The organism is Ruminococcus flavefaciens (assembly GCF_900116855.1).
GTDB classification, from domain to species: domain Bacteria; phylum Bacillota; class Clostridia; order Oscillospirales; family Ruminococcaceae; genus Ruminococcus; species Ruminococcus flavefaciens_R.
In genome coordinates this window covers 64877-86155 of the sequence record NZ_UETD01000005.1, presented here as the reverse complement: position 1 = coordinate 86155, position 21279 = coordinate 64877, and the positions used below count along the sequence as shown (strand labels likewise).

Here is a 21279-nt window from a genome sequence, read left to right as displayed (position 1 = left end):
ATGCGAAAAACGCAAATGAATTTTAAAGGAGAACATTTCAAATGAGCGGTAATATCAAAAGCTATGAAAGCCCTTTCTGTACACGTTATGCCAGCGAGGAGATGCAGTATGTCTTCTCTGCCGATAAGAAGTTCACCACATGGAGAAAGCTGTGGGTGGCTCTGGCAAGAGCCGAAATGAAGCTTGGTCTCCCTGTTACCGAGGCTCAGGTAAAGCAGCTGGAGGAGCACATCAATGATGTGGACTACGAAATGGCTGCCGAGCGCGAAAAGATAACTCGCCACGATGTTATGGCTCATGTTTTCACATACGGTCAGGCTTGTCCCGACGCCGCAGGCATCATCCACCTCGGTGCTACATCGTGCTATGTCGGCGACAACACTGACGTTATCATCATGCGCGACGCTCTGAAGATAGTCCGCAGAAAGCTCATCAACGTCATGAACAATCTGGCTAAGTTCGCAGAGGAGTACAAGTCTCTCCCCTGTCTCGCATATACACATCTTCAGCCCGCTCAGCTCACAACTGTGGGCAAGAGAGCTACGCTCTGGCTCAACGAGTTCCTCATGGACTTCGAGGACCTCGAGTACCGTATGTCCACACTGAAGCTCCTCGGCTCAAAGGGCACCACAGGCACTCAGGCTTCCTTCATGGAGCTTTTCGAGGGCGACACAGACAAGATAAAGCAGCTTGAGAAGATGATAGCCGAGGAAATGGGCTTTGACGCAGTAGTTCCCGTTTCAGGTCAGACCTACTCCCGTAAGGTGGACTCAAAGGTGCTTGAACTCCTCAGCGATATCGCTCAGACCGCAAGCAAATTCTCCAACGATATGCGTATCCTCCAGTCCTTCAAGGAGATGGAGGAGCCCAGAGAGAAGAAGCAGATCGGTTCTTCTGCTATGGCTTACAAGCGTAACCCCATGCGCTGTGAGAGAATAACCTCCCTCGCACGCTATGTGATTATAGACAGCCTCAACCCTGCATTCACAGCAGGTACACAGTGGTTCGAGAGAACTCTCGACGACTCCGCAAACAAGCGTATCAGCGTTGCTGAGGCATTCCTCGGCGTTGACGCTATCCTCAACATCATGATGAACGTCACCAACGGCATCGTGGTATACCCCGAGATGATACGCCGCCGCGTCATGGCAGAGCTTCCCTTCATGGCAAGCGAGAACATCATGATGGACGCTGTAAAGAAGGGCGGAAACCGTCAGGAGCTCCACGACCGTATCATGGATTACTCCATGGAGGCAGGCGCCAATGTAAAGGTAAGAGGTCTCGACAACAATCTCTGCGAGCTCATCGAAGCCGACCCCATGTTCATGGTAACAAAGGAAGAACTTGACGCTGTGCTCAAGCCCGAGAACTACACAGGCAGAAGCTCACAGCAGGTGGACGAGTTCCTTGCTGAGTGCATAAAGCCCATACTGGAAGCCAACAAGGACATTCTCGGCGAAAGCTTTGAAATGAAAAACTGAGCGCGGAGCGCCCCCGCGGCGTTTCACTGCAATAATTATGTGTTTGCGAAACGGCGGGGGACGCCGTTCCCTACTTTACGGCTAAGGGCTAAAGGCTAACGGCTCAAAATCGGCTATTTCACGCACTCTACGAAGCGTAGACTCCGCTTTTTATCATAATTCTACGGCTCATGGGTGTACTTTTTCTCCGCAGCATGATACACTTTTCTCAGAAAGGAGGACACATGAATGGATCAGGTAAAGATCGGTAAATTCATCTCTCAGATGAGAAAAGAAAAAGGACTTACACAGAAACAGCTTGGGGAAGAACTCCTTATCAGCGATAAGACAGTTTCCAAGTGGGAGACAGGCAAGGGTATGCCCGAGGTATCCCTTATGCTCCCCCTCTGTGAAAAGTTAGGTATCAATGTCAATGAGCTCCTCACGGGCGAGCGTATCCCCGATGAGGACTACAAAAAGAAAGCGGAGGAAAATATTATGAATATCATGCGTGAAAAAGAAGAAAGCATCAGAAAAATTATCATTGAAGCAGTCGCATTCGTTATCACTATACTTGCGTGCGTCTCCATTATCGCAGTCGCAGGTTTGACCGACATTAAAACATGGCAGAGAGTACTGCTTGTCATAGTAGCATGTATTATCATGGCAGGCGGTATCACAGTCGGTGCTATGGCAGATATGAGCATCGGTACATTTGAGTGCAAGCACTGCGGAACTCGCTTCGTACCGTCTGCAGCGAGCTATATCTTCGGTGCTCATACTATAACAAGGAGAAGGCTCACCTGCCCCAAGTGCGGCAAGCGTTCTTACTGCAAGCACAGACTTACACATTAACTAAGATATATCCGTCCGTATGACCAAGGAGATAAAATGAAAAAAGAATATCTGGAAGCGGGCAAGATAGTCACTACCCACGGTATACGGGGCGAAGTGAAGATAATGCCCTATACCGACAGCCCCGACCTCCTTGCAGAGTTCGACAGGCTTTTCATAGGAAAAAACCACGAGGAAGTGTTCATTGAGCGCTCCCGCGTGTTCAAGAATACAGTCATCGCCAAGATAGAGGGAATAGACACTCCCGAGGCGGCGGAGAAGCTCCGCAACAAGGTGCTGTATATGCACCGCGATGACCTCGAGCTTGACGAGGACACCTACTTCATTCAGGACCTCATCGGTCTTGAGGTACGCGACGCCGATACGGACAGGGTCTACGGCAAGATAGCCGACGTTATGCAGACAGGCGCCAACGACGTATACGTCATCAAGGGCGAGGACCGCGAGTACCTTGTGCCCGCTATCGGAGATGTGGTCATCTCCACGGACATAGACGGCGGCGTTATGACTATCCGCCCTCTGGACGGACTTTTCGACTGATATGAAAAAGAGCAATATCATCGCTCTGTCAGCGCTGTGTGCGGCTTTTGCAGCTATTGCAGCATGGTCTCTGTCAGTGAGCGGCGGTCTCCCCGAAAGCTGGTTCAGGCTGCCGAAATGGGGTATTTCAGTTGTGGGGATAGTTTTCCTTCTCATGCTGTTCATACCTAATATCATCTGGGGCAAAAATCAGCCCGAGGGCTACGAGGAGGCTTCAAAGCGCGAGAACAAGGTTCTTCTGTCGCTTGAACGCGCAGGCGAAGCGCTGGTATCGACTCTGGTGCTTATCGACAGACGGCTTGACAGCTTCTCGCTCTCACCGAGATCGGGCTACATGATACTTGCACTTATACTAATGTTACTCTACGAGCTCTACTGGCGGAAATATTTCCGAAGCACCCGCACTCTGGCGGATATGTACTCGGACTACTGCGGTTTTCCGCTGGCAGGAGCCTCGCTTCCCGTTTTTGCCGTGTTCCTTCTGGGAATTTACGCCTGCAATGTCTTTCTTACTGCGGCGGCGGTGATACTGGGCATAGGTCACATAGGCATTCATCTCATGCATAAAAAAGATATAGAAAAAGAGATATAAAGAACAAAGAACAAAAGAAAAACGGCGGAATACCGCCAAAAGGAGGCACTCATCATGAAAAAATTCTTAGGCATACTGTTTCTGCTCATCGTTATAGCTATCGGCGTCGGAGCTTACTTCTTCCCCGGCATACCTTATTATTATAAGTGTACCCACGACCTCGAGTTCCGCGAAAGCCTCACCCACGAGCTGCCCATAGCCTCTCCCGACATCCCCGAAAACAGCGCCGACTACGCCAATCTGGGCATACGTCTGACAGCGTGGGGCGATATGGAGGCTCAGCGCACCAATGACAAAAATCAGGCGCTCTGGGAAAACAAGGACGGCAGCCATACTGTTTCCATATACGCCGAGACTCTCGGTGACAACTACGACTTCCTCGACAGGACCAACATCTCCCACGAGGACCTTGACCGCTACTGCAAGGCTGTGAAGAAGACAACTCCCGAGACCAACTATGAATTTGTAAAGCTGGTTTGCTCACTTACCATGGACGACTTCGATATCCACGACATGAAGAACGCCAAGACCTTCAGCAAGATGATGAGCATAAAGAACGAAAACTTTGTCAGAGGGAACACGCCACTTGAGCATTACATAGTGGACGGCGTGGGCTATCACGGCTTCATGCTGATCTCCGAGGACGCCGAAAGCGGCAAAGAAGCCGTTATCAATGTGTATCCCGAGAAAAACAAGCACAAGAGATACATTATCATTCTCAGCTTTACCGACAAAGATGAGATACTTTCCATTGCAGGAAAGATAAAGCTCACGGAATAAACTATAAAGGGACCGCTTCGGCGGTCCTGTGTTCTTGAAAAGGAGAAAAATATGCATATTGAGATAGCAACTCTCTTTCCCGAAATGTGCGAAGCCGTTCTCGGCGAGAGCATCGTGGGACGCGCAAGACGTGCAGGAAAGCTCAGCCTTCACTGCCGCCAGATAAGAGAATACACCCTCGACAAGCACCGCCGCGTGGACGATACTCCCTACGGAGGGGGCATGGGTATGGTCATGCAGTGCGAGCCCATCTACAACTGCTACAAGGCAGTCTGTGAGGAGCTGGGTGCCAAGCCCCATACTATATATATGTCTCCCAAGGGCAGAGTTTTCGACCAGAAACGTGCTGTGGAGCTGTCAAAAATGGACAATATCCTCATCATCTGCGGTCATTATGAGGGCGTGGATCAGCGCGTTATCGACAAGATCGTGGACGAGGAGCTGTCCATCGGCGACTATGTACTGACAGGCGGCGAGCTGCCTGCAATGGTGGTGGCGGACGCAGTAGCCCGTATGTGCGACGGAGTCCTCTCCGACGAGGTGTGCTTCACCGACGAGAGCATTTACAGCGGTCTGCTGGAGTATCCGCAGTATACACGCCCCGAGGTCTGGGAGGGCGAGGCTGTTCCCCCTGTGCTGCTTTCGGGCCATCACAAGAACATCGAGGCGTGGAGACATGAACAGAGCCTTAAAATAACAGCTGAAAGAAGACCCGATCTTTTAGCTAAATATAAAGCTGAAAATGACTGACCAGAATTTGCGGTGGGATTTTCCCTCTTCTCATTTATTGCTGTTCCACATATTAACTGGCTGTATATACAAAAAAACATTCTCCACTTAGAAGAATTCAACATATTCCAATGTTGAAAAATATGCACTTTCAACAATTACTGTCAACATTTTTTTGTGGTGATAATAAACAAGCTTGTTGATAAAATTTCATTCACATTTAATCTAAATGTAGAATTTAACGAAAAGATGGTGTTTAATCGCAAAAATCCGTTGACGAGGAGAAAAAATGATTGTATAATGATATCAGCAAGTGAAACATATTTGCAAACGGCAACGCAGTCCTGTTGAGAGGGGCTGTAATACAGAGAATAGGAGAGTTGTATATGTTTGTAAGAGAAGTAATGGTTAAGAATCAGGTTGGACTTCATGCAAGACCTGCAACCTTCTTTATTCAGAAGGCTAATGAGTTCAAGTCATCAATCTGGATCGAAAAAGAAGAACGCAGAGTAAACGCTAAGAGCCTGCTCGGAATTCTTTCTCTCGGTATCGTAGGCGGTACAAATGTTAAGGTTATCGCTGACGGAGCTGACGAGAAGGCAGCAGTTGACGCTCTTATCGAACTCGTTGACAGCGGTTTCAGCGAAGAAAACAGATAATCAACAAAAAACTTGGGGCGTTACTTTCCGTAACGCCCGCTTTTATTGTCGGAAAGGCTATTTCATGCCCTCCGCCATGTTTTCCGCAAATATGCCATAGCCCTGAGTCGGGTCAGCTACAAATACATGGGTAACAGCCCCCGCAAGCTTTCCGTTCTGGATAACGGGACTGCCGCTCATGCCCTGCACTATGCCGCCCGTGCGCTCAATAAGCCTCTCATCGGTTATGCGTATCACCATATTCTTGGAGGTCCCGACGCTGCCGTAGTCAACACTGACTATCTCGGCTGAGTACCTCTCGGGTGTTTCACCATCGACCGTGGCGTATATCTCCGCCGCCCCCGTGCCGACCTCCTGTCGGCGTGCCATTGTGAATTCCTCACAGCTTTCAGAGATCGTGGCAAGTGCCTCGGGGGAGAGGTGTCCGTATATGCCGCTTGACTTGTTACGGTCAAGGATACCGAAGCTTCCGCTCTTTGAGAATGCTCCGCGGAGCTCTCCCGGAAGTCCCCGCGCACCGCGCTTTACTTCGGTTATATCAACAGGAACAGCTTCACCGCTGTGAACAGGAACTATCCCTCCTGTGTCGGAATCGCATATGGGGTGCCCAAGTCCGACAAAGCTGCCTGTTTCCTTGTCAAAAAATGTCATGGTGCCAATGCCTGCAATACTGTCGCGGACCCACATACCGCCCTTCCAGCCTCCGCTCCGTCGGGACATAACAGGCTGGAGGTATGCGGTAAAGCTTTCTCCGTCACGGTCTGCGGAAAGCTCTATGACTTTTCCGCAGGATGACGATATGAGCTCCTGAAGCTGATCGTTGGAGGTGAGCTCCACGCCGTCTGCACGGCGTATGACATCACCTTTCTGTATCCCCGCTTCCTTTGCAGGACAGATACAGCCGTCCTTGGAAGTCTCGATGTCGCCAAGACCCGTGACCATGACGCCCTCCATAAGGAGCTTTATGCCGAAGGGGCGTCCTCCCACAGCAAAAACGGGAGCTTCCTCCCTGTGAACTTCAACATTTTTAACGGGAATTGCCCCGAAAAGCGAAAGCGTGACACGTTCTGTGTCCGAACAGGTCTGCGCGGCAGGTATAGCCGCCTCTGTGTCAGTACAGCAGCTCAGCTCGGGAAATCCCGCTATTTTTATATCCTCTGCCCGTTCCGCCGTGATAACGTCGGGCAATCGGGCGGAATAATACCCTGCTGTGCCGTATAATCCTAAAAAAGCCGCAGATAATAGTGCCGCAGCAGTTTTTATAATTTTTCTTTTCAATCGCATTTTTCTTCCCTTTCTTTCATGTTCCCGCGGGAACATATTTATTATACAGCGGCGGACTGCGATTATGTCTGAGAATTACACACAGCCGCAATATTCATGTGGAGTAAAAAATGAACGCAAAAAATATGAAAAAAATGCCGCGGAAGCGCTCTCCCCTTATGACAGCCGCAAAAGCGGTCATGCTGGTGCTGAGCCTTGTTTTTTCCTGTGCCATGCCTGTTCTTGCAGGCTCGGGACTTCTCTATAACCGTGAAAGCTACGGTGATAACATGGCAAAAACAGGAATATTCATGATTTTTTCCGCCATATTTATGACAGTGGGAGCCATTTTGTGCCTTTTCAGGAAAAATCTTCCGAATATCCTCTCGGCAGTCCTCTCCGTGGTGGGGCTTATCCTCTGTCTCGCCATGCTGAAAATACTCACGGACCACGCCGACACAAGCGGCTGGACAGACAAGTACACACTATCCCCTGTCAGCGGAATGTATGCCGCGAGGCTACTCCCCTGCATCATCCCTGCCGTCATGGCAGCAGTCATAGCCGCGGTGCAGCTCTGCTCCTATGACCTGAGAGAGCAGCGCCGTGCCCTAAAAGCCCGTAAGCTTGCGAAAAAAAACGCTCCTGCACCGCCCATCGTCTGAAAGCTGCCGCAACAGCACACAGCTCCAAGAGCTGCTTCTGATAAAATTATATACCATAAAGGACGGGAATACCGTCCTTTTTTGTTTGGCATAACTGTTTTTTCTCCTCTTTTTCTGTATTTATCTTGCATTATATGTTTTTTTGTGGTAGAATATTGTTAATAATACCGAAAGGAACATCCGCGATCATGAACGTAAAAACCGAATTGCTCTCAACCCTTGCCAATGCAGGCGGTCAATTCATTTCGGGAGCTGCTCTTGCCGAGAAGCTGGGCGTGAGCCGAAATGCCGTCTGGAAAGCGGTAAAAGCTCTGGAGGCAGAGGGTTTTTCTATCACCTCAGTTACGTCAAAAGGATACAGACTCAATAACGACAACAATATTCTTTCGGAAAGCCTTATAACTCCCTATCTCAACACCAAGGAGATAGGCAGGGTCATGAAGGTGTACGACACTGTGGACTCCACCAATAATATCTGCCGCGAGCTGGAGACAGAAAAGGCTCCCAACGGTACCACGGTCATCGCCGACAGGCAGACTGCGGGAAAGGGCAGGATAGGCAGGCATTTTGAGTCGCCCTCGGGAAAGGGCATATATCTCAGTGTGCTGGTGCGTCCCCATTTCGACCTCAGCTTTGCACCAATGATAACTGCGGCGGCTGCCTGTGCGGCGGCTGAAGCTGTCGAGACATTCTGCGGCAGTCAGGTCATGATAAAATGGGTCAACGACCTGTATATGAACGGCAAGAAGATATGCGGAATACTCACGGAAGCCTCTCTGGGTCTTGAAATGAGAATGCTGGACTGCGCCGTCATAGGCATAGGCATAAATGTCAGAAAGGTGGGCGACAGCTTCGACAGCGAGCTGAAAAAGACTGCTACCTCTATCGAGGATGAAACAGGTCTTGCAATAAACAGGAACAGGCTCTGCGCGGAGCTGCTCAACAGGCTGGAAATATACCTCGGCAGGATAGAGGACAGGAGCTTCCTTATCCGTTACCGCGAAAGGGAAATGCTCACAGGAAATATCATCACAGCCAATGTGGGCACGGAGGCCATCGTGGGTGAAGCCCTCGGTATCGGCGATAACGCCAATCTTATCGTAAGAATGCCCTCGGGTGAGATAAGAGAGCTCAGCTCGGGCGAGGCAAATCTTTGCAGGATAAAAGTGTGAAGGAGCTCGGCTCCTCCGCTTTAATATATTTTATTTAATAAGGAGGGTATGTCCGTATGAGATATACTATTATCGGTCAGACAGTTCCTGCTGTTGAATGTGAACTCAACGCAGGCGAATCAATGTTTACCCAGTCAGGCGGAATGATCTGGCAGTCACAGGGTATCAAGATGACAACAAACGCAAGAGGAGGCCTCGGAAGAAGCCTCGGAAGAATGTTCACAGGCGAATCAATTTTCATGGCTAATTACACCGCAGAGGTCGCAGGCGCTAAGATAGCTTTCGGCTCAACAGTTCCCGGCTCTGTGGTTCCCGTTAATATATCTCAGGCAGGTCTCATTTGCCAGAAGGGCGCTTTCCTCTGCGCAGAACAGACAGTTGACCTCAAGGCGATCTTCACCAAGAAGTTCACGGCAGGCCTTTTCGGCGGCGAGGGCTTTATCCTTCAGCAGCTCTTCGGTCAGGGCATGGCTTTCCTCGAAGTAGACGGCGATATGGTAGAGCGCTACCTGAACCCCGGCGAGGTCATCAAGGTGGACACAGGTAATGTTGTTGCCTTTGAGCCCACTGTTCAGTACGAGATCGAGACTGTAAAGGGCCTCGGCAATATCTTCCTCGGCGGCGAGGGACTCTTCCTCACACGTCTTACAGGTCCCGGAAAGATCATCCTCCAGACCCAGAACTTCAACGACTTCGCAGGCAAGGTGCTCTCACTGGCTCCCAAGCGCTGATGAAGCACTGGTTCATTGCAGTCGCTGTTGCGGTCATATACCTGCTTTTCAGTGTATTCACAGGACTCTGGGCGATCTCATGGATCATCTGGGTGTTCTATGGAGTATACAGACTGGTGGACTATATAAAGTCTCAGCAGTAAACCGATCCCACGTTATCACTCACACCCGTTTTCAGAAAAAGTGAGGTGCCGACTATGTTTATCTACGGTTTCCCCGTTATGGGACTTCAGTATATGACAAGAGCCGATGACCTGTTCCGTATGGCAGCGGAAATGCATCCCGCCCCTGCATGGTCGGTCAATGTGTGGCTCTGCTCCTGCGGCAGGACGAACGAGACTAAATTCTGTCCCGACTGCGGTGCAAAGGCTCCCGTAACGCCTTGGAAATGCACCTGCGGAAAGGACTGCACTACAAATTTCTGCCCCGATTGCGGCAGCAAAGCCCCTGACAGATAAAAGGAGCAAAGCTCCTTTTATCATAGCCGACAGCCTTCAGCACCTTCTTCTTCGCGGCTTGCCGCCTTTTTACGCTGAAGGCTGTCGGCTTAGTGATTTTTTGTAAAAAAATCACATCAGGGGCTTGACAAAAGGGATTTTTCGTTGTACAATGAAATCAATAAATGCGATGAAGGGAATAAAAGCTTGTATCATGGCATCACAGAGAGCTGCCGTTTGGTGAAAGGCAGTATGCAGGTATGAGAAATAACTCCTCCCCGAGCAGCCGACCCAAAGAAGCACGGCTTCAAGTAGGCTCGGACGGGCGCTCCCGTTACAGAGATATGCGTTGATCCGACGCAGATGAGTGGGTGTATTCTTACATCAAGAAGAGTGGTACCACGGAGTATTGCAAGTAACTTCGTCTCTTCCATGCCGCGCATGGAGGAGACTTTTTTATTACCCTTCATACAGTCGGCAAAACGGATCGGAATGGAGGTTTTTATATGAATAACGTCAATAAGTACACAAGACAGTTTTTTGAAGCGCCTGCAACTGAGATGAAATGGACAAAGCGTTCATACGTTGACAAGGCGCCCATCTGGTGCAGCGTGGATCTCCGCGACGGCAATCAGGCACTGATAATCCCCATGAGTCTGGGTGAAAAGCTGGAGTTCTTCCAGATGCTGGTGGATATCGGATTCAAGGAGATCGAGATCGGCTTCCCTGCGGCGTCCGAGACCGAATACGACTTCTGCCGCACACTCATCGAGCAGGACCTCATACCCGACGATGTGACCATTCAGGTGCTGACACAGTCAAGAGAGCACATCATCGAAAAGACCTTTGAGGCGCTGAAGGGCTGCAAGAACGCCATCGTCCACCTCTATAACTCCACCTCCGTAGCTCAGCGAGAGCAGGTATTCCGCAAGAGCAAAGAGGAGATAATCGACATCGCTGTCAGCGGTGCAAAGCTCTGCAAGGAGTACCGCGAAAAGTACGAGGGCAATTTCCGCTTTGAGTACTCTCCCGAGAGCTTCACAGGCACCGAGCCCGAGTTCGCTCTTGAGATATGCAACGCCGTGCTGGACGTATGGGAGCCCACTGCCGATGACAAGGTGATAATCAACCTCCCCGTAACAGTGCAGCTGTCCATGCCCCATGTCTACGCCAATCAGATAGAGTATATGTGCGACAACCTGAAATACCGCGAGAACGTCATAGTCTCCCTCCACCCCCACAACGACCGCGGCTGTGCAGTTGCGGACACGGAAATGGGTCTGCTGGCAGGCGCCGACCGTGTTGAGGGAACTCTCTTCGGAAACGGCGAGCGCACAGGAAATGTGGATATAGTTACCCTTGCTATGAATATGTACTCACAGGGCGTTGACCCGCAGCTGGAATTCGGCGATATACCCTCCATATCCGAGCTGTATACCCGAGTGACGCGCATGAACATCAACGAGCGCCAGCCCTATTCTGGCAAGCTGGTATTCGCAGCATTCAGCGGCTCTCATCAGGACGCTATCGCCAAGGGCATGAAATGGCGCGAGGAGGGGCATACCCAATACTGGACCGTTCCCTATCTGCCTCTGGACCCCGAGGACGTTGGCAGAGAGTATTCGGCAGACGTTATCCGCATCAACAGCCAGTCGGGCAAGGGCGGTATCGGCTATATACTGGAGACACGATTCGGCTATGACCTGCCCAAGAAGATGCGCGAGAGCGTGGGATATCTGGTCAAAAGCGTTTCCGACCACAAGCACAAGGAGCTCCTTCCCGACGAGGTCTACGAGATCTTCAAGACCAACTATGTGGATATCGTAACTCCCATCAATATCACCGAGACCCACTTCGTTCAGCGCGACGGCATCGAAGCTACCATCAGCTTCAGCTATAACGGCAGGAACGTCACCGTCACCGATATGGGTAACGGTCGTCTTGACGCCGTCAGCAACGCTATCCGCTCATATACGGGAGCAGAATACAGCCTGAACACCTACTCCGAACACGCCCTTGAAGTAGGTTCGGCTTCAAAGGCTGTGTCCTATGTGGAGATAATCGCAGGAGACGGAAAGAGCTTCTGGGGAACAGGCATAGACAACGATATCATCACCTCCTCTGTAAAGGCTCTCGTCAGCGCGGTAAACAATATGCTGACAAAAACTCGTTAAATCGCACAAATAGAACCGTTGAAAATCACATACACAGAGAATATTCCCCGAAAAATGCCGCTTCTTATTGATTTTGCACCTGCAAAGTGTTATAATTCAGATATATTATCAGAAGGGAGCGAAGAATAATGAAGATCGTTGTTATGAAAACAGGTCATGTCATTATTTCGGGCGCAGTCATCAGCGTGAACGGCTGCGGTCTCTTTTCGTTCTGTCCGAACGGCGCTCTTGCCTGATATATAGCTGTATATCAGTTGTTACAAAGAAGCCTTGCCCTCCGACAGAATGTCGGAGGGCTTTTGTTTTACATCAGATACAAGACATTAAAGTAAAGGATTTTGATACTATGAAAATTTCAGGTGCAAAAATCGTTGTTGAGACACTTATCGAGCAGGGCTGTGATACTATTTTCTGCTATCCGGGAGGACAGGTCATCGACCTGTTTGACGAGCTCTACACTGCCCGCGACCGCATAAAGCAGATACTCTCTGCCCATGAGCAGGGCGCGGCTCACGCCGCAGACGGCTACGCAAGGGCTACGGGAAAGGTGGGCGTTGTCATTGCCACATCTGGTCCCGGCGCCACAAACCTCGTAACAGGCATAGCTACAGCGGCTCTGGACTCTGTCCCCATGGTCGCCATAACGGGAAACGTTCCCTGCGAGCTCATCGGAAGGGACAGCTTTCAGGAGGTGGACATAGTCGGCGTGACCATGCCTATCACCAAGCATAACTTCATCGTCAAGGATATCAGCGAGCTGGCGGACACTCTCCGCACAGCCTTCAAAATAGCCAAATCGGGACGTCCCGGTCCTGTGCTGGTGGATATCCCCAAGGACGTTCAGACCGCCCTCTTTGAATTCGAGGCAAATCCGCAGCCCGTTATCCCCTATCCTATCACCTTCGCCTCCGAGGAGAAGCTGAAAAAGGCTGCCGAAATGATAAACAATGCCGAGAGACCTTATATCTACTTCGGCGGCGGAGTCATCAGCGGCAAGGCTTCCGCTCAGATAATCGCTCTGGCGGAGCAGATAGACGCACCTATGGGCTGCTCACTTATGGGACTTTCCGCAGTTCCCTGCGACCACCCGAAATTCCTCGGTATGCAGGGTATGCACGGACATTACGCCTCCTCCATCGCTGAGGACGAGGCTGACCTTGTAATAGCTCTTGGAGCACGTTTCAGCGACAGAGCTACGGGAAACAAGTCCCGCTATGCAAAGCATTTCAGCATAATCCATATCGACATAGACGGAGCGGAGCTCCACAAGAACATCAACGCAGACCTCGCCATAAGGGGCGATATAAGAGACGCTGCAGAGCGCCTTATCGCCATGACAGAGGAGAAAAAGCACCCTCAGTGGACTCAGCGCATCGAGGAGCTGAAAAAGGAGGAGGCTGCAAGGACAGCCTCCGCAAGAAAGCCCAAAAGCGGCTTCCTTCACCCCTATGACATCGTTGACATTATAAGCGCTCACGCAGGCGATGATGCCATCATCGCCACAGACGTAGGTCAGCATCAGATGTGGACCGCTCAGAGATACCCTCTGAAAAAGCCCCGTACCTTCCTCACCAGCGGCGGTCTCGGCACCATGGGCTACGGTCTGGGTGCAGCCATAGGCGCCTGTGCAGCTACGGGCAGACGCGCCGTACTCTTTACGGGCGACGGCAGCTTCGGCATGAACCTCAATGAGCTGGCTACTGCCGTATCACAGCAGACTCCCGTTACCATCGTCATCATGAACAACGGAGTGCTGGGCATGGTGCGCCAGTGGCAGACACTTTTCTTCGACAAGCACTACTCCTGCACCACCTTCAACAGAAAGACCGACTTCGTAAAGCTGGCAGAAGCTTTCGGTGCAGAGGGCGGCAGAGCCGCGACCAACGAGGAGCTTGAAAAGCTGGCGGAGAGAGCCTTCGCCTGCGACGGACCATTCGTCATTGACTGTGCAGTTGACTGCGACGAGTTCGTTCTTCCCATGCTTCCTCCCGAGGGCTCGGTTGACGACATAATTACTGAGATAAAGTGAGGTGACAGTTATGGATCAGTATGTAATAGGAGTTATAGTTGCCAACGTTTCGGGTGTTCTTTCACGAGTTTCGGGAATGTTCACCAGACGCGGCTTCAACATCGACAGCCTTACCGTGGGAGAGACTGAGTCAAGCGGTTTTTCCCGTATAACCATAGCCTTTCACGGCGACGAGGACATCAAGGAGCGTATACTCCAGCAGCTCCAGAAGCTCCATGACGTCAGAGAGGTAGAGGTGCTGGACAGCAAGGATACCGTTATCAGGGAGCTCCTACTCATCAAGGTAAGGAACAAGACAGAGATAAGACAGGATATCATGACGGCAGTTGAGATATTCCGCTCAAAGATAGTTGACTATTCCCCCACGGCTCTTGTATGCGAGCTCACGGGCGAGACATCAAAGATAGACGCTTTTATCCAGCTTCTCAAGCCCTACGGCATCATGGAGATGTGCCGCACGGGTATCGTGGCTATCGAGAGGGGCGAGAACTGCCTCAAGACAGTGAAATAACAAAGCGGAACGGCTCCGCGGCAAATATATACGAAAGAAGCGTGTAAAAATGGCAATGACAATGACGCAGAAAATACTTGCGGCTCATTCGGGCAGAGAGTCCGTCAGCCCGGGAGAGCTTATCTTAGCCGACTTAGATCTGGTCCTCGGCAACGATATCACCTCTCCCGTAGCTATCAAGGAGTTCGCAAAGCTTGGCAAGGACAGCGTGTTCGACAAAGATAAGATCACCATGGTCATGGATCACTTCGCTCCAAACAAGGACATAAAGGCGGCAGAGCAGTGCAAAATGTGCCGCGATTTCTGCGGAGAAAAGGAAATAACCCATTTTTACGATGTGGGAGAAATGGGCATTGAACACGCCCTGCTCCCCGAAAAAGGACTGGTCACCGCAGGAAATGCAGTCATCGGCGCCGATTCACACACCTGCACCTACGGCGCTCTGGGAGCCTTCTCCACAGGCGTCGGCTCCACGGATATGGCGTGCGGTATGGCAACAGGCAAGGCGTGGTTCAAGGTGCCCTCTGCCATAAAGTTCAACCTCAGGGGAAGCCTCCGCAGATACGTCTCCGGCAAGGACGTTATCCTCCACATCATCGGAAAAATAGGCGTTGACGGCGCCCTCTACCGCTCTATGGAGTTCACAGGTGAGGGACTCTCCTCACTGACTATGGCTGACCGCCTCTGCATTGCCAACATGGCTATAGAGGCAGGCGCAAAGAACGGTATCTTCGGGGTAGACGAGATAACCCTTGACTATATCCGTCAGCACGGCGGCGCAGAGCCCGTTGTGTACAGTGCCGACCCCGACGCTGAATACGACGAGGTCATTGACATTGACCTTTCGGCAATTGAGCCTACCGTGGCTTTCCCCCACCTCCCCGAAAACGCAAAGACCTTCGGCGAAATAGGCGATGTTAAAATAGATCAGGTGGTCATAGGCTCCTGCACCAACGGCAGACTTGAGGACCTTATCGCTGCCGCAGAGATAATGAAGGGCAGAAAGGCAGCAAAGAACGTCCGCGTCATAGTTATCCCCGCGACTCAGCAGGTCTACCTTGACGCTATGGAAATGGGGCTCCTCCGCACATTCATCGAATTCGGCGCGGTAGTATCAACTCCCACCTGCGGACCATGTCTCGGCGGATACATGGGCATACTTGCCGCAGGCGAAAGAGCCATAACCACTACGAACCGCAACTTCGTGGGAAGAATGGGTCACCCAGAGTCAGAGGTGTACCTTGCAAGCCCTGCAACTGCCGCAGCAAGCGCAGTAACAGGCAGGATAACAAGTCCATGGGAGGTAATGGGAAAATGAAATACACAGGAAGCGTTATAAAGTACGGCGACAACGTGGACACAGACGTTATTATCCCTGCACGTTACCTCAATACCAGCGACCACAAGGAGCTGGCGAGCCACTGCATGGAGGACCTTGACAAGACCTTCGTCAGCCGCGTAAAGCAGGGTGACATCATCACCGCAGGTCAGAATTTCGGCTGCGGCTCCTCCCGTGAGCACGCTCCCATAGCCATAAAGGCAAGCGGAGTCTCACTGGTCATCGCAAAGAGCTTCGCCCGTATATTCTACCGCAACGCCATAAACATAGGACTTGCCATCGTGGAATGTCCTGCGGCTGCTGAGGAGATCTCCGAGGGAGACACCGTGGAAGCCGACCTCGACAACGGCATTATCCGCAATATAACTACAGGTAAGGAGTACAAGACCGCTCCATTCCCCGAGTTCGTACAGAAGATAATCGAAAACGGCGGACTTATGCAGGCTATCGTCAACGAGGCTTTCTGAGGCGCAGGAAATGACAGCAAAGATAATCGTAAAATGTATAATCCACAATAAAAAGCTGAACCGCTTTCTCCTTGTCAGGCGCAGTGAAAACGATGACACGGGCGCAGATACATGGGAAAATGCAGGCGGCAGTGTCGAAAGCGGAGAGACTCCCGAGGAAGCAGCAAAGCGAGAGGTCAGGGAAGAAACAGGCATTGGGGATATAAGGATAGGCAATATCGCTTATATTGCGCTCTTACACCATGAGGTCCCCGATCTTATCATAGCGTATCTGTGCGAAACAGATGAAGAAGACGTAAGGCTGAGCTTTGAACACAGCTCTTTTGTGTGGGCTGACGAACAGCAGTGCCGTTCCCTGCTTCCTGCTGAGATAATCAGCGATCTCGAGAAGAATAAGGTATTTGACATCCTCAGCAAAGGAGACTATCATGACTGACCTGAGCTGCCTTCTGGCAGGACTTACAAATCTGCTGGGACCGCTTCTGCTGCTGATATTCTGGCACAAAAGGACAGGGGCACGGATACTCCCCGCACCTGCCGCACTTGCGGTGTGCTTACCCGTATTTATTGTGGCAGGAGCAATACGCGCAGGCTTTGACCGCAGCGACCATCTCTCATTCTATTTGCAGCAGGCTCTGCTGTACGGCATATTCGAGGAGGGCAGCAAGTTTGCTGTGCTTCGCTGGCTCCTCAGTTCATACGACCACCGCAGGGACGCAGTCACCTACGCAATAGGACACGGCTCCTTCGAGAGCATAAGCTCGGGATTTGCCTGCCTGAACCTTATCGGCACAGGCAGGGCAGCCGCGGATATCTTTCCCGTGAATTTGTTTGGCTTCATCGAAGGCGCGGCTTTCTGTATCGGCGTGACTGTGCTCATATTCTACGGCATACAGATGAACAAGTCTCTCATAATGCTTCCATTAGCGGTATTTCTGCACTTTCTGGGCAATTTCACGGGAGCGGTGTTTATAATGCCTGTTTCAATGGCGATTCGTCTGTTCCTGACCACAGGCATATGCTATGCCGCATACCGCTGCTACAAGGCAATGGGAGCCTCCTATGAGCATGAAACATATATATAGTGTGCAGTGCGTGTTCTGCGCGGCACTGCAATCTCACATTGATCGAAAGGAGTAATTATGGAACTGAAAATAGCATTGCTAAAGGGCGACGGCATAGGTCCCGAGATTGTGGACAGCGCCGTGGCAGTCCTTGAAAAGACAGCAGAAAAGTTCGGACATAAATTCACCTTTACACCCTACCTCATCGGCGGCTGCGCCATTGATGAGACAGGTATCCCACTCCCTCAGGAGACCGTGGACGGCTGTCTCGCTTCGGACAGCGTCATTCTGGGAGCCGTGGGCGGTCCCAAGTGGGACGACCAGCCCGGAGACAAGCGTCCCGAAAAGGCTCTGCTGGGCATTCGCTCGGCTATGGGACTGTTCACCAACCTGCGCCCTGCAAAGCTCTACCCTGCTCTCCGCGGAGCTTCTCCCCTGAAGGACGAGATAGTGGGTGACGGCTTTGATATAATGATAGTACGTGAGCTCACGGGAGGCATCTACTTCGGCGACCGCGGCTACCGCGAGGGAAAGTACGGTCAGGAGGCTTTCGACACCGAGGCTTACAGCGTCACCGAGATAGAACGTATCGGCAAGGTCGCCTTTGAAGCAGCTATGAAGCGCAGCAAGCGACTTTGCAGCGTGGATAAGGCAAATGTTCTGGAGTCCTCACGGCTCTGGCGCAGGACCATGCATGAGCTGTCGGAGCAGTACCCCGAGGTGGAATACAAGGATATGTTCGTGGACAATGCCGCTATGCAGCTGGTACGCGACCCTAAGCAGTTCGATGTGATAGTCACCTCCAATATGTTCGGAGATATACTTTCAGATGAAGCCTCGCAGATCACAGGCTCCATAGGAATGCTGGCTTCTGCGTCACTGGGCGCTTCAAAGCGCGGCCTCTATGAGCCCATACACGGTTCTGCCCCTGATATCGCAGGAAAGAACATGGCTAACCCCATTGCCACCATCCTTTCGGGAGCTATGATGCTCAGGTATTCATTCGGTCTCATAAAGGAGGCTGAGACCATCGAAAACGCCGTAGATAAGGTGCTTGATGCAGGTCTCAGGACTGCCGACCTCATGGGAAGCGACAAGGATCAGCCCCTTAGCTGTACCGAGATGACGGAAGCTATATTAAAGGTTATATAAACCTATGATAAGTTCATATGAACTTCATAAAAAATTTAAAATTTCCTCATTGACATTCTGCGTCAAAAATATTATTATATATACATAAATTATTTGCGTATATATTTTTTATATCGCAGAAATATCAGGAGGTAAAAATGAAAAAAGGATTATTGGGACTTTCAGCATTAGTTTTCGCAGCAGCGCTCGTGGGGTGCAGCGCTGACAAGAGCAAGGACTCCGAAAAGGAGACCAAGTCATCAAAGGCAGAAACAACTGCTGCCGCAGACGATACCACCGCTGCGGAGGAGACTGAGGCTGGCAAAAACGAAAAAGAAGAAAAAGGATCATCAGCAGAAAACGCCGAACCCGTTGAGCTCAAGGATCTCGCAGGTGCTTATCACCTCAACGGCTATATGACCATGGGCGATGTACCCGAGGAGCTTGATCCCAAGAAGCTCGAGGAAACATACAAGGACGATCCCGTAAGCATCTCTGAGGACGGCGTTCTCCACATCTACGGCAAGGACTACAAGCTCGCTGCCGAGGGCATGGACGACGAGGACACTGTTTTCAGTATCGAGGGCAGCGGCTTTGATATGGAAAGCTACCGCAATTCCTCAAAGGTGTCTGATAAGGACTATGAGGGTCCTTGCGCACTTGTAGTGCAGGTGTCTCATATGACCGTCAACGATGTGGACGTTCCCTATACTCAGTATAATGTGCTTCTGACACAGAAGGGCGACGAGGACTATTTCGGCTATGTCGGAATAGATGAAGGCGAAAAGAGCGACTGGGACTGGGACTGGGATGACGACGACGACAGCGACGATGACTGGGATCTCAGCTCTGACGATGAATGAGAGCCAAACAGTGTACCCGTACTTACGTCGGTGACTAAACTGATATGATCCTCTATGGAGGAAAAAACTATGATAAAGATACACACAGAAAAGGCTCCTGCCGCAGTAGGCCCCTATTCACAGGCGATCGTTTCGCGAGGAATGGTCTACACCAGCGGTCAGATAGCCATTGATCCGCTCACCAACACCGTAAAGGGCACAACTATCGAGGAGCAGACAGAACAGGTAATGAAAAACCTCGGCGCTGTACTCGCCACCTCGGGCTCGTCCTTTGAAAAGGCGGTAAAGACTACCTGCTTTCTTGCGGATATGAACGATTTTGCCGCATTCAACGAGATCTACGGAAGGTACTTTACTTCCCTTCCTGCAAGAAGCTGCGTTGCGGTAAAAACTCTCCCCAAGGGCGTTCTTGTGGAAGTTGAAGTTATCGCAGAGAGCGAGCTCTGATGTGTAAATAACCACAGCGGATATGACCGCAGTGCTTATATAACAGTTTATATGCAACTATCGGGGGAAAACCTTTCTGAGGAAAGGTTCTTCCCCCGAACCCCTTTTCCAAAGACTTTTGGCTGGTTTTTATCAGGACAGGGCGCCTTAAATATAATAAAAAGGCATATATTATCAAGCGCCCTGTCCTGATAAAAACAAAACAGAGTCCTCAGAAAGGAATCAAAGGAAGCGCTTTTCAAAAGGGCTCCCTTGATATCGCGTGTAAAGCTGCTGTATGAGCATAGCAGTCATATCCGCTGTGTTTTTTCGGGACTATGCACTTTTCACTGACAACTCTCCGTTATGGCTTGAAATATTATAACATATGTGGTATAATTGATAAAATAGGCAAATTATAATTTCAAGTCTGATGCCTAAGACCGAAAGGAAGTATTATCATGAACGTTCGTGAACTGCAGGACAGTATCATAAAACTCAAAAAAGAGACAAATACCGCCATCCTCGCACACTGCTATCAGGCAAGAGAGATATGCGAGATCGCAGACTTCGTGGGTGACAGCTATAAGCTCAGTGTTGACGCAAAGAATATCGCTGAGGAAAATATCCTTTTCTGCGGAGTTCACTTCATGGCTGAGACCGCAAAAATGCTCTCGCCGCAGAAGCGTGTATTCCTTTCCAACAGGCACGCAGGCTGCCCTATGGCTGAGCAGATGGACAGGGAAATGATAAGCGCTGTCCGCGAAATGGAGCCTGACCGCACTGTTGTGGCTTACATCAACACCACTGCTGCATTAAAGACCGTTTGCGACGTCTGCGTTACCTCGTCAAGCGCTCTGCGTATCGTGAGAGCTCTTGACACCGACAAGATACTTTTCATCCCCGACTGCAATCTGGGAGACTATATAAAGAAGCAGTGCCCCGAAAAGGATATCAAGCTCCTGCAGGGCGGCTGCCCCACTCATGCAAGGATAACAGTCAAGGAGGTACTGGCTGCAAAGGAGGAGCACCCCGATGCGCTTTTCCTCGTACATCCCGAGTGTACTCCCAAGGTGGTAGAGCTGGCTGACTATGTGGGCTCGACTACTGGTATCATGGACTACGCAAAGAAGTCCGATAAGAAGGAGTTCATCATCGGCACGGAAAATTCCATCGTGGAGCACTTGCAGTATGACTGCCCCGGAAAGAAATTCTATCCCGTCAGCCGTGACCTTGTCTGTCACAACATGAAGCTCACCACCCTCCCCGATATCTACAATACTCTCGTCGGTATCGGCGGCGGAGACGGCGACGCTTTCGAGATACTCATGGACGATGAGCTCATCGCTCAGGCGAGAAAGTGCATAGATGAAATGATAAGGCTGGGCGGCTGAT

General features: G+C 50.9%; 24 protein-coding genes and 1 other annotated feature. Of the genes, 23 read left to right on the top strand and 1 reads right to left on the bottom strand.

Annotated elements, in window-relative coordinates; genetic code table 11:
* Window positions 1-41 precede the first annotated feature (41 nt).
* The 7 genes from purB to DSZ37_RS06065 all read left to right on the top strand — a co-directional run bounded on the left by purB (window position 42) and on the right by DSZ37_RS06065 (window position 5615).
* Complete coding sequence (gene purB / locus DSZ37_RS06095) at window positions 42-1481, top strand: adenylosuccinate lyase (protein WP_109726055.1); 1440 nt, start codon at window positions 42-44, stop codon at window positions 1479-1481.
* A 228-nt stretch (window positions 1482-1709) separates the two neighbouring features.
* Window positions 1710-2315: a helix-turn-helix domain-containing protein gene (locus DSZ37_RS06090; protein ID WP_109726054.1), complete on the top strand. Its 606-nt coding sequence runs from the start codon at window positions 1710-1712 to the stop codon at window positions 2313-2315.
* 36 nt (window positions 2316-2351) lie between these two features.
* Window positions 2352-2855, top strand: a complete 504-nt coding sequence (gene rimM, locus DSZ37_RS06085) for a ribosome maturation factor RimM (RefSeq protein ID WP_028519491.1) — start codon at window positions 2352-2354, stop codon at window positions 2853-2855.
* Between the two features lies 1 nt (window position 2856).
* Window positions 2857-3447, top strand: coding sequence for a hypothetical protein (locus DSZ37_RS06080; RefSeq protein ID WP_431768064.1), 591 nt, complete (start codon window positions 2857-2859; stop codon window positions 3445-3447).
* 54 nt (window positions 3448-3501) lie between these two features.
* Window positions 3502-4227: a hypothetical protein gene (locus DSZ37_RS06075; protein WP_109726053.1), complete on the top strand. Its 726-nt coding sequence runs from the start codon at window positions 3502-3504 to the stop codon at window positions 4225-4227.
* A 51-nt stretch (window positions 4228-4278) separates the two neighbouring features.
* A complete protein-coding gene (gene trmD / locus DSZ37_RS06070; RefSeq protein WP_109726052.1) occupies window positions 4279-4977 on the top strand; it encodes a tRNA (guanosine(37)-N1)-methyltransferase TrmD in 699 nt (232 codons plus the stop codon).
* Between the two features lie 365 nt (window positions 4978-5342).
* Window positions 5343-5615, top strand: a complete 273-nt coding sequence (locus tag DSZ37_RS06065) for an HPr family phosphocarrier protein (RefSeq protein WP_019679940.1) — start codon at window positions 5343-5345, stop codon at window positions 5613-5615.
* A 57-nt stretch (window positions 5616-5672) separates the two neighbouring features.
* Here DSZ37_RS06065 and spoIVB read toward each other — a convergent pair whose 3' ends face one another.
* Window positions 5673-6899 (bottom strand): SpoIVB peptidase, encoded by a 1227-nt coding sequence (spoIVB, locus tag DSZ37_RS06060; protein WP_109726051.1) that lies wholly within the window; start codon window positions 6897-6899, stop codon window positions 5673-5675.
* 110 nt (window positions 6900-7009) lie between these two features.
* On the opposite strand from spoIVB, the gene DSZ37_RS06055 reads away from it, so the two are divergent.
* The 16 genes from DSZ37_RS06055 (at window position 7010) to nadA (ending at window position 21278) form a co-directional block, all read left to right on the top strand.
* Window positions 7010-7540, top strand: a complete 531-nt coding sequence (locus tag DSZ37_RS06055; RefSeq protein WP_109726050.1) for a hypothetical protein — start codon at window positions 7010-7012, stop codon at window positions 7538-7540.
* A 188-nt stretch (window positions 7541-7728) separates the two neighbouring features.
* Window positions 7729-8712, top strand: coding sequence for a biotin--[acetyl-CoA-carboxylase] ligase (locus DSZ37_RS06050; protein ID WP_181380257.1), 984 nt, complete (start codon window positions 7729-7731; stop codon window positions 8710-8712).
* Window positions 8713-8768: 56 nt separating this feature from the next.
* Window positions 8769-9443 carry a TIGR00266 family protein gene (locus tag DSZ37_RS06045; protein WP_109726048.1) on the top strand — a complete coding sequence of 225 codons (675 nt, stop codon included), beginning with the start codon at window positions 8769-8771 and terminating at the stop codon, window positions 9441-9443.
* Window positions 9443-9586 (top strand): WxxxWxxW domain-containing protein, encoded by a 144-nt coding sequence (locus tag DSZ37_RS17655; protein ID WP_173328644.1) that lies wholly within the window; start codon window positions 9443-9445, stop codon window positions 9584-9586. Before DSZ37_RS06045 ends, DSZ37_RS17655 begins: the two co-directional genes overlap by 1 nt.
* A 54-nt stretch (window positions 9587-9640) precedes the next feature.
* Window positions 9641-9901 (top strand): hypothetical protein, encoded by a 261-nt coding sequence (locus DSZ37_RS06040; RefSeq protein WP_109726047.1) that lies wholly within the window; start codon window positions 9641-9643, stop codon window positions 9899-9901.
* Window positions 9902-10061: 160 nt separating this feature from the next.
* Window positions 10062-10312 (top strand) — a binding site (T-box leader).
* 74 nt (window positions 10313-10386) lie between these two features.
* Window positions 10387-12054 carry a 2-isopropylmalate synthase gene (locus tag DSZ37_RS06035; RefSeq protein ID WP_109726046.1) on the top strand — a complete coding sequence of 556 codons (1668 nt, stop codon included), beginning with the start codon at window positions 10387-10389 and terminating at the stop codon, window positions 12052-12054.
* A gap of 346 nt (window positions 12055-12400) precedes the next feature.
* Window positions 12401-14083, top strand: coding sequence for a biosynthetic-type acetolactate synthase large subunit (gene ilvB, locus DSZ37_RS06030; RefSeq protein ID WP_109726045.1), 1683 nt, complete (start codon window positions 12401-12403; stop codon window positions 14081-14083).
* A gap of 10 nt (window positions 14084-14093) precedes the next feature.
* Window positions 14094-14594 (top strand): acetolactate synthase small subunit, encoded by a 501-nt coding sequence (gene ilvN, locus DSZ37_RS06025; protein WP_028519502.1) that lies wholly within the window; start codon window positions 14094-14096, stop codon window positions 14592-14594.
* A 49-nt stretch (window positions 14595-14643) separates the two neighbouring features.
* Entirely contained in the window at window positions 14644-15912 is a 1269-nt protein-coding gene (gene leuC / locus DSZ37_RS06020) for a 3-isopropylmalate dehydratase large subunit (protein WP_109726044.1), read from the top strand.
* Window positions 15909-16400, top strand: a complete 492-nt coding sequence (gene leuD / locus DSZ37_RS06015) for a 3-isopropylmalate dehydratase small subunit (protein WP_109726043.1) — start codon at window positions 15909-15911, stop codon at window positions 16398-16400. Before leuC ends, leuD begins: the two co-directional genes overlap by 4 nt.
* Before the next feature lie 10 nt (window positions 16401-16410).
* The gene (locus DSZ37_RS06010; RefSeq protein WP_109726042.1) at window positions 16411-16836 is read left to right on the top strand and encodes an NUDIX domain-containing protein; all 426 of its coding nucleotides are present in this window, start codon (window positions 16411-16413) and stop codon (window positions 16834-16836) included.
* Window positions 16829-17485, top strand: a complete 657-nt coding sequence (locus tag DSZ37_RS06005) for a YhfC family glutamic-type intramembrane protease (protein ID WP_109726041.1) — start codon at window positions 16829-16831, stop codon at window positions 17483-17485. The genes DSZ37_RS06010 and DSZ37_RS06005 overlap by 8 nt, the downstream gene beginning before the upstream one ends.
* A 57-nt stretch (window positions 17486-17542) precedes the next feature.
* Window positions 17543-18616: a 3-isopropylmalate dehydrogenase gene (gene leuB / locus DSZ37_RS06000; protein ID WP_109726040.1), complete on the top strand. Its 1074-nt coding sequence runs from the start codon at window positions 17543-17545 to the stop codon at window positions 18614-18616.
* A gap of 137 nt (window positions 18617-18753) precedes the next feature.
* Complete coding sequence (locus DSZ37_RS05995) at window positions 18754-19458, top strand: hypothetical protein (protein ID WP_109726039.1); 705 nt, start codon at window positions 18754-18756, stop codon at window positions 19456-19458.
* Between the two features lie 69 nt (window positions 19459-19527).
* Window positions 19528-19905, top strand: coding sequence for a RidA family protein (locus tag DSZ37_RS05990; protein WP_109726038.1), 378 nt, complete (start codon window positions 19528-19530; stop codon window positions 19903-19905).
* Window positions 19906-20345: 440 nt separating this feature from the next.
* Window positions 20346-21278, top strand: coding sequence for a quinolinate synthase NadA (gene nadA / locus DSZ37_RS05985; RefSeq protein WP_109726037.1), 933 nt, complete (start codon window positions 20346-20348; stop codon window positions 21276-21278).
* Window position 21279 lies beyond the last annotated feature (1 nt).

Coding starts and splice junctions, on each gene's coding strand:
- DSZ37_RS06055 (WP_109726050.1), top strand. CDS start 7,010: ATGAACGCAAAAAATATGAAAAAAATGCCGCGGAAGCGCTCTCCCCTT.
- spoIVB (WP_109726051.1), bottom strand. CDS start 6,899: ATGCGATTGAAAAGAAAAATTATAAAAACTGCTGCGGCACTATTATCT.
- DSZ37_RS06080 (WP_431768064.1), top strand. CDS start 2,857: ATGAAAAAGAGCAATATCATCGCTCTGTCAGCGCTGTGTGCGGCTTTT.
- DSZ37_RS06010 (WP_109726042.1), top strand. CDS start 16,411: ATGACAGCAAAGATAATCGTAAAATGTATAATCCACAATAAAAAGCTG.
- DSZ37_RS05990 (WP_109726038.1), top strand. CDS start 19,528: ATGATAAAGATACACACAGAAAAGGCTCCTGCCGCAGTAGGCCCCTAT.
- DSZ37_RS06035 (WP_109726046.1), top strand. CDS start 10,387: ATGAATAACGTCAATAAGTACACAAGACAGTTTTTTGAAGCGCCTGCA.
- DSZ37_RS06075 (WP_109726053.1), top strand. CDS start 3,502: ATGAAAAAATTCTTAGGCATACTGTTTCTGCTCATCGTTATAGCTATC.
- nadA (WP_109726037.1), top strand. CDS start 20,346: ATGAACGTTCGTGAACTGCAGGACAGTATCATAAAACTCAAAAAAGAG.
- ilvN (WP_028519502.1), top strand. CDS start 14,094: ATGGATCAGTATGTAATAGGAGTTATAGTTGCCAACGTTTCGGGTGTT.
- leuC (WP_109726044.1), top strand. CDS start 14,644: ATGGCAATGACAATGACGCAGAAAATACTTGCGGCTCATTCGGGCAGA.
- DSZ37_RS06040 (WP_109726047.1), top strand. CDS start 9,641: ATGTTTATCTACGGTTTCCCCGTTATGGGACTTCAGTATATGACAAGA.
- trmD (WP_109726052.1), top strand. CDS start 4,279: ATGCATATTGAGATAGCAACTCTCTTTCCCGAAATGTGCGAAGCCGTT.
- DSZ37_RS06005 (WP_109726041.1), top strand. CDS start 16,829: ATGACTGACCTGAGCTGCCTTCTGGCAGGACTTACAAATCTGCTGGGA.
- ilvB (WP_109726045.1), top strand. CDS start 12,401: ATGAAAATTTCAGGTGCAAAAATCGTTGTTGAGACACTTATCGAGCAG.
- DSZ37_RS05995 (WP_109726039.1), top strand. CDS start 18,754: ATGAAAAAAGGATTATTGGGACTTTCAGCATTAGTTTTCGCAGCAGCG.
- leuD (WP_109726043.1), top strand. CDS start 15,909: ATGAAATACACAGGAAGCGTTATAAAGTACGGCGACAACGTGGACACA.
- DSZ37_RS17655 (WP_173328644.1), top strand. CDS start 9,443: ATGAAGCACTGGTTCATTGCAGTCGCTGTTGCGGTCATATACCTGCTT.
- DSZ37_RS06050 (WP_181380257.1), top strand. CDS start 7,729: ATGAACGTAAAAACCGAATTGCTCTCAACCCTTGCCAATGCAGGCGGT.
- DSZ37_RS06045 (WP_109726048.1), top strand. CDS start 8,769: ATGAGATATACTATTATCGGTCAGACAGTTCCTGCTGTTGAATGTGAA.
- DSZ37_RS06065 (WP_019679940.1), top strand. CDS start 5,343: ATGTTTGTAAGAGAAGTAATGGTTAAGAATCAGGTTGGACTTCATGCA.
- leuB (WP_109726040.1), top strand. CDS start 17,543: ATGGAACTGAAAATAGCATTGCTAAAGGGCGACGGCATAGGTCCCGAG.
- purB (WP_109726055.1), top strand. CDS start 42: ATGAGCGGTAATATCAAAAGCTATGAAAGCCCTTTCTGTACACGTTAT.
- DSZ37_RS06090 (WP_109726054.1), top strand. CDS start 1,710: ATGGATCAGGTAAAGATCGGTAAATTCATCTCTCAGATGAGAAAAGAA.
- rimM (WP_028519491.1), top strand. CDS start 2,352: ATGAAAAAAGAATATCTGGAAGCGGGCAAGATAGTCACTACCCACGGT.